The sequence below is a fragment of the Haloarcula salina genome, assembly GCF_049603855.1.
Lineage (GTDB): Archaea > Halobacteriota > Halobacteria > Halobacteriales > Haloarculaceae > Haloarcula > Haloarcula salina_A.
Window position 1 is genome coordinate 26,794 of record NZ_CP187148.1, and the last position, 15,361, is coordinate 42,154.

Genomic DNA, 15,361 nt, shown 5'->3' on the forward strand with positions numbered 1-15,361 from the left:
GTCGTCGTTATCGGCTTGCTCGCCACTGGCGGAATCGATCACTACGCTGAAGTGCCAGGCGCGAGATCACCAGACATGGTTCACGTCGAACGCCTCGCAGATACGCGTCATCACACTGGTGAGGGGCCGCTGTGGCATCCCGACGAACAACGGCTCTACTGGGTCGATATCCCGGCCGGCGAACTGCACCGGTACGACCCTGGGACGGACGAGCACGAACTCGCGTACGAGACGCCGTCGGGACCGATCGGCGGATACACCCTCGAATCCGACGGTGCGCTCCTCCTGTTCACAGACCGAACGGTCGAGCGGTACGTCCCGGGGTCGGACGCGACCAGCGTCGTGCTGGAGGTCGACGCCGACACCCGGTTCAACGACGTGATCGCAGATCCCGAGGGAAGGGTCTTCTGCGGGACGATGCCCGGCGAAGATGCGCTCGGGACGCTCTATCGGGTCGATCCGGACGGGAGCGTGACGGTGGTCGTCGAACAGGTGGACATCCCCAACGGGATGGGATTCACAGACGACCTGTCCACGTTCTACTTCACCGAGTCGGAAGCCCACCGCATATACGCCTACGAGTACGAGCAGTCAACTGGCGAGATCACCGATCGGCGAACGTTCCGCGAGACCGATCCCGACGACGGCATTCCCGACGGACTGACAGTCGACGCGGAAGATCACGTGTGGTCGGCCCGGTGGAACGGCGGACGGGTGGTCCGGTATACGCCCGACGGGGACCCCGTCGCAGAGATCTCGCTGCCCGCGCGGAAGGTGTCGTCTGTCACGTTTGGCGGGCCCGACTACGACGAACTGTATCTGACGACCGCGCTGACCGACGGGGACCGAGAGTCCGAGGGACCGGGAGCCGGTGCCGTGTTCCGCGTCACCGACCTCGACGTCGCTGGGGTTCCCGAGTACCGATCTCGGATTGCGTGACCGGACGGGAGGCCCCCGCAGGGAAGACGCGGATTCAACAGTACCGAACGCACTGGGCCGCGAATGTGCAGTCTGGTTCGGGTACTCGCTGGGCGGACTGTCTATTGTGTTCCCCTGGCTAACGACCGTACTTCTGTTATTCTAAGTGATGCATCGAACAGCGATGAGTGGGACATCCTGAATAATCAACCCATGAACTGTCTCGAGTGCATTGCAGTAGTCTCTGGCGTGCTATCGTGACCTCCGTCGACTGTGAAATCCATCGATATTCTACATCGTTAATTCTCATATTGGTGAATACTAGCACGTGCCACGGTCTTCCAGTAATCACGGCGAACTGGCACGTCACTTACCAATTTTTCGCCCTCGGTTCGGCCACAAAGCTCATATCCGTCAATTACTGACCGATATTGTCGGATAATCGTCGTTCGACAACGCTGATTGGTGGACGTGGGGCACAGACGACGGGATATTCCGAATTGATGGACGGAGAGTCGGAGCGGTATCTTCCCGTGGTATTCGAAAGAAATACTCGACTGGCCGCGAGTGCGCTCCCGCTGACGTTGCGTTCAGCCAGTCTGAATGGTTACCGACGTGAAGCGAGGTCTGCGCGTTCGCTCCCAGGCCGGGCCAAAAAATGAACTGACGGACAAACCCGGTAGCGTAGCGTCGACTACCAGGGACGGCCGTCGTCGGTCGGCTGGACGGTCTCGACGAAGTTGAAGTTCCACTTCTGGTTGCTTCCGCCGTTCCACGACCACTGAATTACGTCCGCTCCGTCGGCCGCTGACGAGGCGTTCACGTCGGCGACCTTCCCGCTGGCAACGTTTCTGATTCGATATGTCCCGTCGCCGTTCTCGACAATCTCCCACTTTTGCGGGCCGCCGGTCCACCACGTCCACTGCTGGAGGCTCGCGCCGTCGGCCGTCGAGCCGTCGGGCACGTCGAGCGCGCGAGTGCTGTTCTGATTGAAGATGCGGTACTCGCCGCCACCGATGTACTCGACCCACCACCGCTGGCAGGCGCAGTCGTTCGCGGTCCACTGCTGGACGTTGTCACCGTCGCTCGTTCCGGCGTTCGCGACCTCCAGGAGTTTGCCGCTGTTGACGTTCTCTATCTCGTAGATTCCGTCCGCGAGGATGCCGGTGTCGTTCGTGTTCGGTTCGACGGACTGGAGGCTCGGCGTCTTGTCGCCGCCGATGATGGGCCAGTCGCCGTCGGTCCACTCGACGCGGTCGATGAAGAACTTTCGCGCCGGAACGCCGTCGACGTACTCCTGGTCGTTGGCGTCGTAGGCGTGATAGACGAACCAGTCCTGTCCGTTGTCGTCGGTCGTGATGTCCCCGTGGGCCGGCGCGACGAAGCGGTCGTTCGCGGTGAGCTGGGCGATGCCGGCGTTGTCGCTGTTGTAGTTCATCATGTCCGTGCCCGAGGGATCGGTGTAGGGGCCGAAGAAGTCGGTGGAGCGGCCGACCTCGACCTCGTACGTGCTACTGTAGCCGCCACAGCACGTCCCGGTAGCGACGAACAGGTACCAGTAGCCGTTGCGGTAGAAGGCCGCCGCGCCCTCGTAGGCGTCCCCGGCGACCTGCTGAAGCGTCCCCGACCGCCAGTCCTGCAGGTCACCGGTGAGTTCCATCACGTAGATCCCCTGGAAACTCCCCCAGAACAGGTAGGGCGTGCCGTCGTGCTCGACGAAGTACCCGTCGATGGTCCCGCCGCCGGCGTGGTCGTTGTCCCCGATGATCTGTCCGTAGTCGGTGAAGGGGCCATCGGGCGTGTCCGACTTCGCGAGGCCGATACCGAACTCGCCGCTCTCCCACGGTCGGGGCGAGAGCGAGTAGAACATCACCCACTCGCCGTCGTAGTAGTGGATGTCGGGGGCCCAGATCGACCCGTAGGTCCAGCCCGGCCGCGAGTCGAACGCCTCGCCGACGTAGGTCCACTCGTGGAGGTTGTCGGACCGGAGTATCGGAATGAGCAACTCGTCGGAGTCGTTGTTGCGGTTCATGTTCGTCCCGTAGGCCCACCACGTCCCGTTCCCGTCACGGTGAATCGTCGGGTCGGGGAAGTGTGGCCCGTACAGTTCGTTGTGGTAGTGTGTCGAACCGTCCGTCGTCCCCGTGACGGACCCGCTTACCGCGACCCCACCCGCGGTCCCGAGCGCGCCGACACCGATCGTTTTCAGAACACTACGTCTGTCCACACCGCTGTCATCGTCTGCCATGCGAGTCATATCTGTGAACAACTGCATAAATAGATTTAGCATGATAGTACATGCCAGATATTTCCCATCGGACACAAACCAGTTTGATGCGAGGAGCTCGGTCCATCGACAGCCAGTCTCGGTCGACCGCGCTCTGTTCGGACCGCGGTGGAACTACTGTCTACTGGACTACATTATCGGTACATTTATGTAATAGCCACCATCTCGCTGACATGGAGTGTGTTATTGAATGACACCACAAGAGACGCTCGACATCGACAGACGGACGTATCTCAAGATGGCAAGCGGCGCTGTAACGATCCCCGCGCTGAGTAGCGCAGTCGGGGCAACACAAGACGAGGAGGCGGAGGCGGGCCAGAGCAGTTCACAGTCCCGTCATACGAAACTCGACCGACTGGACGCGTACCTCGACGAGAACGACCTGGAAGCGGTGTGGTTCGCGGACTCCGACACGTACGCGTGGTTGCTCGGTCGGAGCAACGTCATCGACAGGAGTTCGTCCACCGGCGTGGCCGTCGTCGGCTACGACGGAGCGGATTTCACCATCGTCGTCGACAACGACGAGCGAGCACTGGTCCGCGACGAACACTTCGAAAACCGGGGCGCTGACGGCGACTCGTCGGAGAACGGGGAGTCCGGGACCGACGCGGAGTCGACAGCGGAGACAGAGACGGACGAGGAGTCAGCAGCGGGCAACTCTTCCCCGCTCCCCGACGTGACCATCGAGACGTTCCCGTGGTACGCGACGTCCCTCGGCGAGGCCGTCGCCGTGCACTCGCCCACGCCCGCGGCAGCCGACTTCGACGTCCCGGGACTGGAGTCCGTAAGTGCGAGCGCGCTTCGACGCCCGCTCACGCAGGAAGACATCGACCGGTACCGGACGCTGAGCAGTCAGACGGCCGCCGCGGTCGAGGGCGTCATGCGAAACGCCGAATCCGGGGACACCGAGCAACAGGTCGCCAACGCGCTCGGGTGCGCGCTCGACGAATACGGCATCGACCATCCGGTCGTCCTCGTGGCCGGCGGCGAGCGGGCCCCGAAGTACCGTCACCCGGTCCCTCGGGACACCGAACTCGGCGACTTCGTGGTGGTCTCGGTCGTCGGTCGACGACTCGGTGAGTACGCCAGTTGCACCCGAACGGTCGCGTTCGACCCACCGGAGTGGCTCGAAGACCGACATCGAATCGCGACGCGCGTCGACGCGACGGCACTGGGTGCGACGCAGGCCGCCGCCCAGTCGGACGAGACGGCCGGCGACGTCTTCGAGGCGATTCGCGCCGCCTACGAACAAGCGGGGCTGCCGGACGAGTGGCAGGCACATCATCAGGGTGGAGCGGCCGGATACGCGAGCAGGGAGTGGGTCGCGAAGCCGGACCTCGAAACGTCCGTCACCGCACCGATGGCATATGCGTGGAATCCGACCGTTCAGGGGGCAAAGAGCGAGGGGACCGTTCTCGTGACCGCCGACAACATCGAACCGCTCACGGTGACGGACGACTGGCCGATGCTCGACGCCGAGTCGTACGTATCGGACGTCACCGTCTCTCGACCCGACGTCCTCTACAAGAACTCGTAGTCCGGCCGACGGTCTGTCCCACCTGCGTAGGTGGGACCAGCGACCGTACGGTCTGAGAGGCATCGAGAGCGTGTGAAACCGGACCCAAAATGCGGCATAGCAGTGAGAAAAACCAGAAAACACAAAGATATAGTCGGTATTTGGGGATACGATAGCAAACTATATATTTATACCAGACGATACTGACATACGTAGCCTAGTTTGGTGATTTTTCGGATCGATGTGTCCAAATTGCAAAGTCGGTGGTACAGAGTAGTCGGGAATCTGGTCAGGGACGGCCACGACAGGGCCGATCAGGGGAAAGCATCTGGCCTTGGTCTGCGTACAAGTCCGCTCGTATCGAGGTCCGAATATCGTATCTGTTATATAAACTCTTAACAGGTAGCCGATATAAGTTTGTTATATTACAACATGGAACACGATATCATTCGAAACATAGCGCTGACGGCTATTCCCGAATGGTCCCCACGTTAATCATCTATGGATGAACCGGGGGCTGGAGAGAGTGAAAACCGGTATCAGCAGTTGATCAAAACGTCGCCTGCACCGATCAATCTCTTCGACGCGTCGGGCGAGATCATCTGGGGTAACGACGCTGTCTTGGATCTTTTAGGTCTCCCGTCGAGAGAGCGACTGGTCGGCCGCACGATATTCGAGTTCATCGACGTCGACGACCACGAGACTGCCGCGCAGGAACTCGCCGAGGTGGTCGAAGACAAGGTCTCGACGGGGCCGACGGAGATGCAATTACGTCCGCCGGACGGCGAGACGCGGACGATACGGGTCTCGACCGCACCCGGTACCTACGAGGGTCAGGACATCGGTCAGGCGGTCATCGTGGACGTCACGCGACTCAAAGCGGTCCAGGCGGAACTCGAGGCCGAGCGCGAATTCATCGAGGACGCGATCAACACGCTGCAGGACGTCTTTTACGTGCTCGACACCGCCGGCGACCTCGTACGATGGAACGACTCGCTCCTCGAGAAGTCCGGCTACACCGAGTCCGAAGTCCGGGACATGGCTCTCGAGGACTTCTTCGCCGATGGGGAGGCCCGGAGGGTGTCGGAGTCTATCGCCACCGCGTTCGCCGAGGGCAACGACACGCTGGAGGCGACCGTGGTTACGAAACGAGGGACGGAAGTCCCGTACGAGTTCCGCAAGCGGCGCCTGTCTCGCGATGGCGAGGTGGTCGGCGTCGTCGGCACCGGTCGCGACGTATCGGACCGGAACGCTCGCGACCAGCACCTCAACGCAGTGGATCGGTTACTCCAGCACCACCTCCGGAATCAGGTGACGGTCATTCGCGGACAGGCCGAGATACTTCGGCGGGAAGGCATCGACCCCGTCGGACACCTCGACCGGATCGAGTCGGCCTCCGAGAAGTTACTCTCCCTGTTCGACAACCACCACCACATCGTCGACGTACTCACGGAACGCGATCAGCTGGAAGCGATCGACGTGGTGTCGGTGCTCGATTCGGTTCTGCAGGACGTCGAGCGGGCGTTTCCCGCTGCCACGATCTCACGGGACCTGCCGGACGAAGCGACCGTCCTCGCGCTCTCTACGTTTCCGAGCGCCGTCCGCGAACTCGTCGAAAACGCCATCCAGCACAGCGAGAGTCCGGAGCCGACGGTCGGAGTTGTCGTCGAGACGAACGAGGCCACGGTTGCCATTCACGTCGTCGATACCGGGCCTGAAATCCCAGAGAACGAACGGGAGTCGCTCGCGACCGACAGCGCCTTCGGGCCGACGTCCCACTCGACCGGTCTCGGACTGTGGTTGGTGCACTGGATCGTCAAGCGCTCTGGAGGCACGCTCCGTTTCGGCGAGAACGACCCGCGAGGAAACGTCGTGACGATGGAGTTCCAGACGCCGGGCGACACCCGCTCTCAGTAGCGTGCGGGACTCGGCGCTGGGTGACACGAGTCAGTTCCAGGCGTCGGGGCCGAAATCGGGATTGATCGTGCGGTCCGTTCGATCGATTCCGTCGATACGGTCGATTTCGCCGTCCGAGAGCGGTAGACCGAGGCTCTCGAAGTTGTCGGCGAGGTGGTCTCGACCGGTCGCTTTCGGAATGGCGGTAACGCCCTTCTCGCGGAGCCAGGCCAGACTGACCTGGGCGGCGCTGGCGTCGTGGTCCGCGGCGATGTCGGTCAGCACATCGCTGTCGAAGACGCCGCCGCGAGCGAGCGGCGAGTACGCGACCAGTTCGTAGCCGTGTTCTTCGGCGTGGGCGCGCAGGTCCGTCTGGGGCAGGAACGGGTGCATCTCGACCTGATTGGCGAACAGCGGGGCGTCGAGGTGGTCCATCGCCTCTTCGACGTGACTGGGTTCGAAATTCGAGACGCCGACGTTGTGGATCTTCCCCTGGTCGTAGAGGTCGTCGAACGCGGCCAGCGTCCCCTCGGCGTCGTACGCGCCCGCCGGCCAGTGGACGTACAGCACGTCCACGGCGTCGACGCCGAGTTTGTCGAGACTCTCCTCGGTGGTTTCGATGACGTCCTCGCGTGCGAGATTCGAGTTTCTGACCTTCGTCGCCAGAAACACCTCCTCTCGTGGCACGTCGGCGGCAGCGATACCGTCACCGACGGCCTCCTCGTTGCCGTAGGCCTGTGCGGTGTCCACGTGGCGGTAGCCCATCTCCAGCGCCGTCTCGATGCTCGCTGCGCACGTCTCCGGGTCGTCGTTCTGCCACGTCCCGAGGCCGAGCATCGGCATCCCGTCGGCCAGCGGGGCGCTCACGGGGGACTGGTCCTGTGATGTCATCGTCGTGGTTCGGCGCTTTCGCCTGAAAAAGGCAGTGGTGCGTGCGATTCCGCCACACACGGCGGTGTCGGGCCGTCGTCAGTCCTGACACACCGTCATTCGACACGGCCCGACCGCTTATCAGCACTGCGCGGATAGCTCAGATCTGTCCGAGACGATGCAAGCGGCGGTCGGTTCTGAACCGGGCGCGGATTTCGAACTGGTCGAACGCGACGTTCCCGAGCCCGACCCGGGGGCTGTCCGAGGCAGAACCGTAATTAGCGACGCTCTCGAATCCCGTCCCATGAGCGACAGTTCGCCGGACGAGGACTCCGAGGACGACCGAATCAACGACCGCCTGGACCGGATTCTGAACTTCTTCGCGACGTATCTCCCCTGAACCGGCCGGGACCACTCCAGTCGGACGCGGAATAGTGACGACCAGAAAGCTTTCCTCTCAGTTACCTGATGGATACGATATGCGCCGCCGCCAGTTCCTCACGAGCGGAACCGCCCTCCTCTCGACCGCCCTTGCCGGCTGTGGTCATCCCCCGGTCGTGCTCGACATGCAAAGCGCCACGTCCGCGGACATCGCTGACGAAGTCGCGATGACCGCCGAACCCGACTCCGAAGAGTACGCTGTCGTCACGTCGGCCCGAGAGAACGGGACGGCGACGCGGCGGGGCCGATACGACCTGTTCGACAGAACCAGCGTCGTCCGGGTCGACGACACCTTCTACGAGGTCTCGGAGACGCGCGTCTCGAGCAGCGAGGTGACGGTCTACGAGGTACTCATCGACTTCGACCCGGACGACACCACGCCTGACGTGGGTGAGATCAGGTACGACGAACTCCCCGAGGTCGATCGACAGCGGCTCGAATCGGTCCTCTCCGGGGACCATCCGACTGGCCAGGACGGCTACGACATGGGCGTCGGGTACGGCACTGCCGAGGAGGTGAACGGCTCGGTGTTCGTCCCCGAGCGACAGTACGACGTCATCGTCCACGACGGGAACCGGTATCGGGTGGCGGTCAACTCTCGGACGGCGTCCGAGGCCGAGTACCGATACGAAGTGACGGAAATTGCCCCCGACGTCGAGGCGTTCGCCGACCAGGTTCGCGACCGGTACCTGTTCGAACTCTCGGGGCTCTCGGAGGCCGAGCAGACAGTCGTCGAGGACGCCATCGAGAGCGGGTACTACGAAGACGACGACGCCTTCCGATCGGTGGTCGAACGCATCCGAGCCCACGAAGCGATCCGAGAAGACGATTTCTACGGGACGTGGCTAATCGCGTACGAGGGCGAGGAGTACATCACGTACGTCGAGTGGTGACTGCCGCCCGTCATCTCCGGGTGGCTGCGGAGCCGAGACTGGACCAGCGGCCGGTCCTGCTGGCGTCCGAACGGTTATCCATCCCACCCGCCGAACGAGGGCATGAAGCTCTCCGCCGTCGATCTCTCTCCCGTGCCGGAAGACGGGACCGCGACAGAGGCGTACGCGAACACCGTCGAGGCTGCGAGACAGGCCGAACGCCTCGGCTATTCGCGGTTCTGGGTGGCCGAACACCACGGCATGGCCGACACGCTCGCGGGAACGACCCCCGAGGTGTTGCTGGGCCACCTGGCCGCGAAGACGGACTCGATTCGTCTCGGGTCCGGGGCGGTACTGCTCAATCACTACAGCCCGTTCAAAGTCGCCGAGCAGTTCGGGGCGCTCGACGGCCTCGCGCCGGGACGTATCGACGCCGGACTGGGACGGGCGAACGGCTCGCCAGCCGTTGACCGGGCGCTCGGAACGGACCGTCGCGTTCGGAACCCGGACGAGGACCACGCCGAGAAAATCGAGGCCGTCGTGTCCCATCTCTACGACGACTTCCCGTCCGAGCACCCCTACAGCGACATCGAGATTCCGCGTTCTGGCGGGGAGCCACCCGCTCCGTGGGTGCTCGGGTCGAGCACGTCGAGCGCGGCCATCGCCGCAGAACTCGGCCTCCCGTTTTGCTTCGCGGCCTTCATCCGGCCCCAGTTCGCCACCCACGCCTTCGAGGAGTACCGCGAGAACTTCCGCCCATCGGAGCTCGCTGGCGGTGTCGACGAGCCGAAGGGGATGGTGGCCGTGAACGCGGTCTGTGCGCCGACCGACGAGGAGGCGGCGCGGCTCCGGGCCGTCGCAGAGGCCTCCTACAAACGGATGGAGCGCGGCGTCGTCGGGACGACCCCCGCGGTACGAGAAGCGATCGACGAACTCGGCGGCGTCCCGGAGCCGACGCCGGCCACGCTGGACGACGACGAGTGGCCGCGCGCGATCTCCGGCAGTCCGGAGACGCTCGCCGGCCTCCTCGAACAGCTCGCAGACCGGATCGGCGTCGACGAAGTGATGATCCAGCACGTCGTCGCCGATCACGACGACGCACTCCGGTCCCACGAACTGATCGCAGATGGGGTCGGGATATAACGCCGAAAGAAAATACGGATGGTAAAGTCAAAGTACACACAAATATGCCAAAAATAGATGACAGTAGGGTGAATAATAACTTCATCTAACTACATTATATGTAAAAATGTTGGCGAATACATTCTCAATTCGACAATCAGATCTTGTCGACGTTGCGGATGTCACTGGATTCGACGACCGAATCGGCGGCGGCGACGGCTTCCGACGGGACACGGTCGTCGAGGTCGAAGACGACGAGGCGCGTCATCTCATCGATCTGCGACGACTTCTATCTCCACGTCGATGTCGACCGGGAGCTTCACGACCTCGACGTGTTCAGCGTACCGTATTCCGTCGTCACAGACGGGCCTCTGGGGATCAAGGCCGGTCATGGTATCGGAGTCGCCGACGAGAAGCCCCCACATTCCGATATAGTTTCCCAGAGAGATGCTGGCAAAGAAAGAGAGAGTTAGAAGAGGAGATCTCACCAGTAGAATCACTATCTCCGTTCCGTGTATATATTGGTCCAGAACATATCCGAAAATACGGATACAAAATCACATAGTCAGTTATAACTATATATCTTCCAATACAATCTCGAAAATCGGTTGTATGAAACATCTGTCCACCCGATCACTCCCCCTCATTCGATCGAGAAAGGACACGCTCACGGTCGAGTACTCTGTGCTGCCCGTGATGACTGTGGCCTGCTGACTGGCGAGAACTGATTCTGTTTTCCCTCTTTGCCGGAACTCGCGCGGCCCTAGCAATATTAGAACTCTCAAAACGCAATATATGCTAACTCTTTAGAATATCATCACAGATATTATTAGGATAGGGTATAGAATTAATAACACCGATGGCTCAACTCTCGCGTCGAAGGCTCCTCCAGCGGGCAGGGGCAACCACGTTCGCTACGGCGGGAATAGCCGGCTGTCTCGGTCGAGGAGATGAATCGCTCGATTCTGTCACAGTCGCGTACGTCCCGATCTATCCGAACATGCAACACTACGTGATGGAACAGGAGGGCTACTACGAGGAGGTACCAGCAGACGTCTCGGTAGAGCGGTTCAGTTCCGGTCCCAACGTCGTCAAGGCGTTCGCGAGCGGAGACGTCGACGTTGCACTCTTCGGGATCACTCCTGCGATGGTTTTAGTCGACAAAGGCACCGACGCCGGTATCATCGCAGCAAACTCGAGAAATGGCTTCACGGTTGTGGGGTCGACCGAATTTGTCGACCGTTACGAACAGGAAGGGCCAGCCACGTTCGAGCGCTTCGAACAAGAGCATGGACGCAAGGTACGGTTCGGTGCCCCACCTGACGGGAGCGTCCCCGACATCGTCCTCCGATACTGGATTCAAGAAGATCTCGCCGTCGGGGAGATGGAGTCCGTCATCGACAAGTCGAAAGTTCCGCCGGCGAAGGCGGTCCAGACGATCCAGTCGGGCGATATCGACGCAACGATCATCCAGGAGCCGTTCGCGACGATCATCGGCCAGGACGACCGGTTCGGCGAACTCGTCTGGTCCGGAAAGATACTGGAAAACCACCCGGTCACGGTGCTGTTCGCGAACCAGCGAGTGCTAAACGACAGCGACATCGCCCGATCGCTGGTCGAACAGCACGTGGCAGCGACCGAGTTTGCAGCGGCGTCACCGGACGTAGCTGCCGCCCACGCCGCGTCGGTGATCGGCTCCGGCGTGAGCGAGGAGCTCGCGACGGCGGCCATGGACTCACCGGCATCGGACTTCCTCTCGGACCCGCACGCGATCACCGACCAGACCGCGACGATGGGTGAGTTCGTCGCCAACGTCGGAAATATCGAGGACCCGGTCGCAACTGAGAACCTGTTCGCGTTCGATCCCTACGACACCATCCAGCGATGAGTACACGTACCGATACCAGTTCCGACGCAGTATGCGCCGACAACTTCGAGGAGGACCTGCGGCGGTATCTTCGCGGCCTGTGCGGACTCTTCGCATTCCTGTTCGTCTGGTGGGTCGGCGCGATGACGACCAGGCCGTCGTATCTGGTGCCGGGCCCCCTCGAATCAATGCGCGCGTTCGTCGACCTGTTCGCGACCTCGACCGCGATCGTGGTCCCCATCTTGGGATCGAGTCTGGTCCTGCCGACCGGGCTCGCACACCTGGCACAGACGTTGTTCCACTACGTTCCCGGCCTGCTCCTCGGTGCGGGCTGTGGGATCAGCCTCGGTCTGGCGATGGGCTGGAACGGTGCGCTCGACGACTGGCTGCGGCCGCTCGTCCGAGTGTTACGGCCGATTCCGCCGCTGGCCTGGGTCGTCTTCGCCATCGTCTGGTTCGGCATTCACCACACCGGCGCGGCGTTCATCGTCTTCGTCGGTGCGTTCTGGATCAATTTCTACGGCGCGTATGGTGGCGTCGAAGGCGTTTCGACCGAACTGACCGATGCCGCATCGACGCTCGGCGTGGAGCGCGACCTCTCGATGCTGAAACTCGTCGCACTCCCGAGTGCGGCTCCCCAGCTGCTGACCGGGTTCCGTACGAGCATCGGTCGCTGCTGGATGATCGTCGTCGGCGCCGAACTGTTCGGCGCACCAGGCGTCGGCTACGAGATCATCAACGCCTCGAACAACCTCGCAATGGCGACTAGTGTCGCCTACATGGTCCTCATCAGCCTCGCGTTCCTCTGTATGGACGTCGGGTTCCGCTCACTCGAACGGAGGGTCCTGGCATGGCGCTGAGTTCGGACTCGTCCACCGGTCGAGGCTCACGCGAGAAGATCACGATACAGAACGTCACTCGGTCCTACGAGTCGACACGAGCGCTCGCGGACGTCTCGTTTTCCGTTGCTGAGGGCGAGTTCTGCTGTGTCGTCGGTCCCTCCGGGTGCGGGAAGACGACGCTGTTACGAGCAATCGCTGGGCTCGACGACCCGGATGGTGGCTCGATACTGGTCGGTGGAGACCCGGTCGCCGGTCCTGGGCTGGACAGGGGCATGGTCTTTCAGGAGTACGCACTGTTCCCCTGGCGAACCGTCCGCGGGAACATTCGGTTCGGGCTCGACCGGCCTGCGTGTGACTGCCCGGACTGCGAAGCACGGGTCCGGGAGTTGATTGACCTGGTTGGACTCGACGGCTTCGAGGACGCATACCCGAAAGAGTTGTCCGGCGGCATGAAACAGCGGGTCGGTATCGCTCGCGCGCTCGCTGTCGACCCGGAGATTCTCTTGATGGACGAACCGTTCGGTAGCGTCGACGCTCGGACTCGCGACCGCTTGCACGCGAAATTACTCGACATCTGGACAGAGACCGGGCAGACCGTCGTATTCGTCACGCACGACATCGACGAGGCGGTGACCCTCGCTGATCGCGTGGTCGTCATGGACGCCGACCCGGGAACCGTGCAGTCGACGTTCGCTATCGACCTCGAACGCCCGCGTGAACGAACGTCTCGTGACTTCGTCGACCACGTCGCGCGAATTCGAGACGCGCTCGGAAGTCCTGCCGACTCGTGAGCCCACAGCTCTGCGAGCAGTCGGTTCGAAAGTACCTGTACCGACGGAAGTCGGTTCATCCGTCTTTCAAGAGACATCGCAATCCCACACTTTAGTTAACCACTAGCCTCTAGCCGTGTCCGACCTCAACGTGTACGTCGTTTGTTAATTGATACACCCCAAAGCAAGGCGACAATACCTACAATGATATAGACGATTCCAGGGGGTGAGTACGTGACAAAACACGTCCATTGGGCCACGCCGTACACAAAAATCAAAAAGCCGAGACCCAACAGCAGGGCTGGCTCTGAACGGGGACGTATCTTAGATGTCATATCTTTGCCTTCAATTTGAGCCAGGATAACACTATAAATTTGCTCGTTTGGTTTGTCAGCACTGCTACCGAGTGAAAAGCGGGACAACTGAGAGGTATTGCTGAATTTGCACTCAATCTCGGACGGTATAAGAGAACAGCACCGGTCAATCAGTTCAAATCGACGGTCTTGAACTCATTACACCGGATCAGTAGTTGCGTCCGGTCTGCTCAATCCATACGGTGCAGCTGTTCATAGAGTGTACTGTTACGATGATTGAGAGCGTCGCTCGCGTATTCAGTCCTTCTCTGCACCCGCACAAGCAGGGTACCTCTCAAGCAAGATTAAACGGGACAAGCGATAATGTACAGTATCATGCGGGAGTTCGTCTTCACAGTCGAATACGAGAAGGGGGCTGATGAGGTGATGGACCTCTTCATCGAACATCCTGATTTGTATGCCCGGTCGATGGAGATCAATGCGACCAGTGAGGCAGTGTGGGGTATTGAGAAGGTCGTCGGTCCTGCTGCTGTCCTCGACGAGTTCGACGACGCATTGGAACGCGTCGCTAACGATCCGAGTACAATTGGTATGTGCGGTTCACCTGTGACTGAATGCGAATACACGACCCTCTCGTCGAACGCTGAATCGCGGAAAATTCACTGGCTTCGCCGCGAAGGCGACGGCCCACGGTCGATCCCCTTTGTCGCGGCGAAGCACATCGGCGAGGGATTGATAATGCGCACTGAACGACGTGGCGACCAATACCGGTGGCGACTGCTCATCGACGGGACAGCATCGGAGACTCACGAGGACGTTCGAGCGAACCTCCGAGAAGGATTGTCGCTTACTGTCGAACGACTCGGGACGCCACCGTGCTTGCTCGAAGATGGTCGCGTCCAGCAGACCCTCACCCCCGAACAGAAGTCAGCACTTGAGGCTGCAATCGAACGCGGGTACTACGAAGAACCACGGCAGCAGTCGGTCGCGGAAATTGCCGAAGACGTTGGCGTGTCGCGGTCGACGTTCCAGTACCGTCTCAACCGGGCCGAAGCATGGCTGGCACAACAGTTCGCGGCTGATTCACTCGATGTCGACCTGAACGTGGATCTCGACCCCGGGGACATCGAGTTCATCCAGTAGACGGGACGTCGAACCCGCGGGGTTGGAATATGTCGAAGTAAATCTCACCCCGACGACTCTCGTAGACCATCGTGTATGGCAACCACGACTGGTGCTAGTGTTCAGTTGATTCGCAACGCGACCAACGTATTTCAAAAGTCAAAAAGATTCCTGTAAAACCCACTGTTACCGTCAGGAACTGGGGTAGCTTATCAATTGTAGATGTATCTGATGAATATATTTCCCTAGGTCAGGACAGTTAACTGAGACATTAATTTCGTCTTTTTCAGAAGAGAAATATTCTATTTTTCATTTACATTAACAGTTTCAGATGTATTGATAATCTGAAAATATGCTTCCAGATCAGGCAGGTAATTCAGGAAGGATCTTTTGAATCGCATTCATACCATATCAATTGAAATATAGCCTCAACTTGTGCTTGCAAGCGCCTGTTACGACCTCTATGACTACTTAGTCTCTTCTGGCGCATCGGTTCTAATTTTGTGTATACGGACACTTTGGAT

12 protein-coding genes are annotated in these 15,361 nt (G+C 60.7%); 9 read left to right on the plus strand and 3 right to left on the minus strand.

Annotated elements, in window-relative coordinates; genetic code table 11:
- Positions 1–75 precede the first annotated feature (75 nt).
- Positions 76–939: an SMP-30/gluconolactonase/LRE family protein gene (locus tag ACOZ4I_RS17535; RefSeq protein ID WP_424005132.1), complete on the plus strand. Its 864-nt coding sequence runs from the start codon at positions 76–78 to the stop codon at positions 937–939.
- Positions 940–1,612: 673 nt separating this feature from the next.
- On the opposite strand, the gene ACOZ4I_RS17540 is transcribed toward ACOZ4I_RS17535, so the two are convergent.
- Positions 1,613–3,166 (minus strand): family 43 glycosylhydrolase, encoded by a 1,554-nt coding sequence (locus tag ACOZ4I_RS17540; protein WP_424005134.1) that lies wholly within the window; start codon positions 3,164–3,166, stop codon positions 1,613–1,615.
- Between the two features lie 229 nt (positions 3,167–3,395).
- Between ACOZ4I_RS17540 and ACOZ4I_RS17545 the strand changes: the two genes are divergently transcribed.
- Positions 3,396–4,742: a M24 family metallopeptidase gene (locus ACOZ4I_RS17545; RefSeq protein WP_424005136.1), complete on the plus strand. Its 1,347-nt coding sequence runs from the start codon at positions 3,396–3,398 to the stop codon at positions 4,740–4,742.
- A 480-nt stretch (positions 4,743–5,222) separates the two neighbouring features.
- Positions 5,223–6,638 carry a PAS domain S-box protein gene (locus ACOZ4I_RS17550; protein ID WP_424005137.1) on the plus strand — a complete coding sequence of 472 codons (1,416 nt, stop codon included), beginning with the start codon at positions 5,223–5,225 and terminating at the stop codon, positions 6,636–6,638.
- A gap of 30 nt (positions 6,639–6,668) precedes the next feature.
- Here ACOZ4I_RS17550 and ACOZ4I_RS17555 read toward each other — a convergent pair whose 3' ends face one another.
- Positions 6,669–7,460 carry an aldo/keto reductase gene (locus ACOZ4I_RS17555; RefSeq protein ID WP_424005388.1) on the minus strand — a complete coding sequence of 264 codons (792 nt, stop codon included), beginning with the start codon at positions 7,458–7,460 and terminating at the stop codon, positions 6,669–6,671.
- 506 nt (positions 7,461–7,966) lie between these two features.
- Between ACOZ4I_RS17555 and ACOZ4I_RS17560 the strand changes: the two genes are divergently transcribed.
- Positions 7,967–8,821, plus strand: coding sequence for a hypothetical protein (locus tag ACOZ4I_RS17560; RefSeq protein WP_424005139.1), 855 nt, complete (start codon positions 7,967–7,969; stop codon positions 8,819–8,821).
- Positions 8,822–8,923: 102 nt separating this feature from the next.
- Positions 8,924–9,943, plus strand: coding sequence for an LLM class flavin-dependent oxidoreductase (locus ACOZ4I_RS17565; protein WP_424005140.1), 1,020 nt, complete (start codon positions 8,924–8,926; stop codon positions 9,941–9,943).
- Positions 9,944–10,191: 248 nt separating this feature from the next.
- Here the strand turns inward: ACOZ4I_RS17565 and ACOZ4I_RS17570 are convergent, their stop codons facing one another.
- Positions 10,192–10,410 carry a hypothetical protein gene (locus tag ACOZ4I_RS17570; RefSeq protein ID WP_424005142.1) on the minus strand — a complete coding sequence of 73 codons (219 nt, stop codon included), beginning with the start codon at positions 10,408–10,410 and terminating at the stop codon, positions 10,192–10,194.
- 512 nt (positions 10,411–10,922) lie between these two features.
- Between ACOZ4I_RS17570 and ACOZ4I_RS17575 the strand changes: the two genes are divergently transcribed.
- From ACOZ4I_RS17575 to ACOZ4I_RS17590, 4 genes are all read left to right on the plus strand, one after another.
- Complete coding sequence (locus ACOZ4I_RS17575; RefSeq protein ID WP_424005144.1) at positions 10,923–11,810, plus strand: ABC transporter substrate-binding protein; 888 nt, start codon at positions 10,923–10,925, stop codon at positions 11,808–11,810.
- Complete coding sequence (locus ACOZ4I_RS17580; protein WP_424005146.1) at positions 11,807–12,649, plus strand: ABC transporter permease; 843 nt, start codon at positions 11,807–11,809, stop codon at positions 12,647–12,649. The genes ACOZ4I_RS17575 and ACOZ4I_RS17580 overlap by 4 nt, the downstream gene beginning before the upstream one ends.
- Entirely contained in the window at positions 12,640–13,422 is a 783-nt protein-coding gene (locus ACOZ4I_RS17585; protein ID WP_424005148.1) for an ABC transporter ATP-binding protein, read from the plus strand. Before ACOZ4I_RS17580 ends, ACOZ4I_RS17585 begins: the two co-directional genes overlap by 10 nt.
- 668 nt (positions 13,423–14,090) lie before the next feature.
- A complete protein-coding gene (locus ACOZ4I_RS17590; protein ID WP_424005150.1) occupies positions 14,091–14,858 on the plus strand; it encodes a helix-turn-helix domain-containing protein in 768 nt (255 codons plus the stop codon).
- The last annotated feature ends 503 nt before the right edge of the window (positions 14,859–15,361 follow it).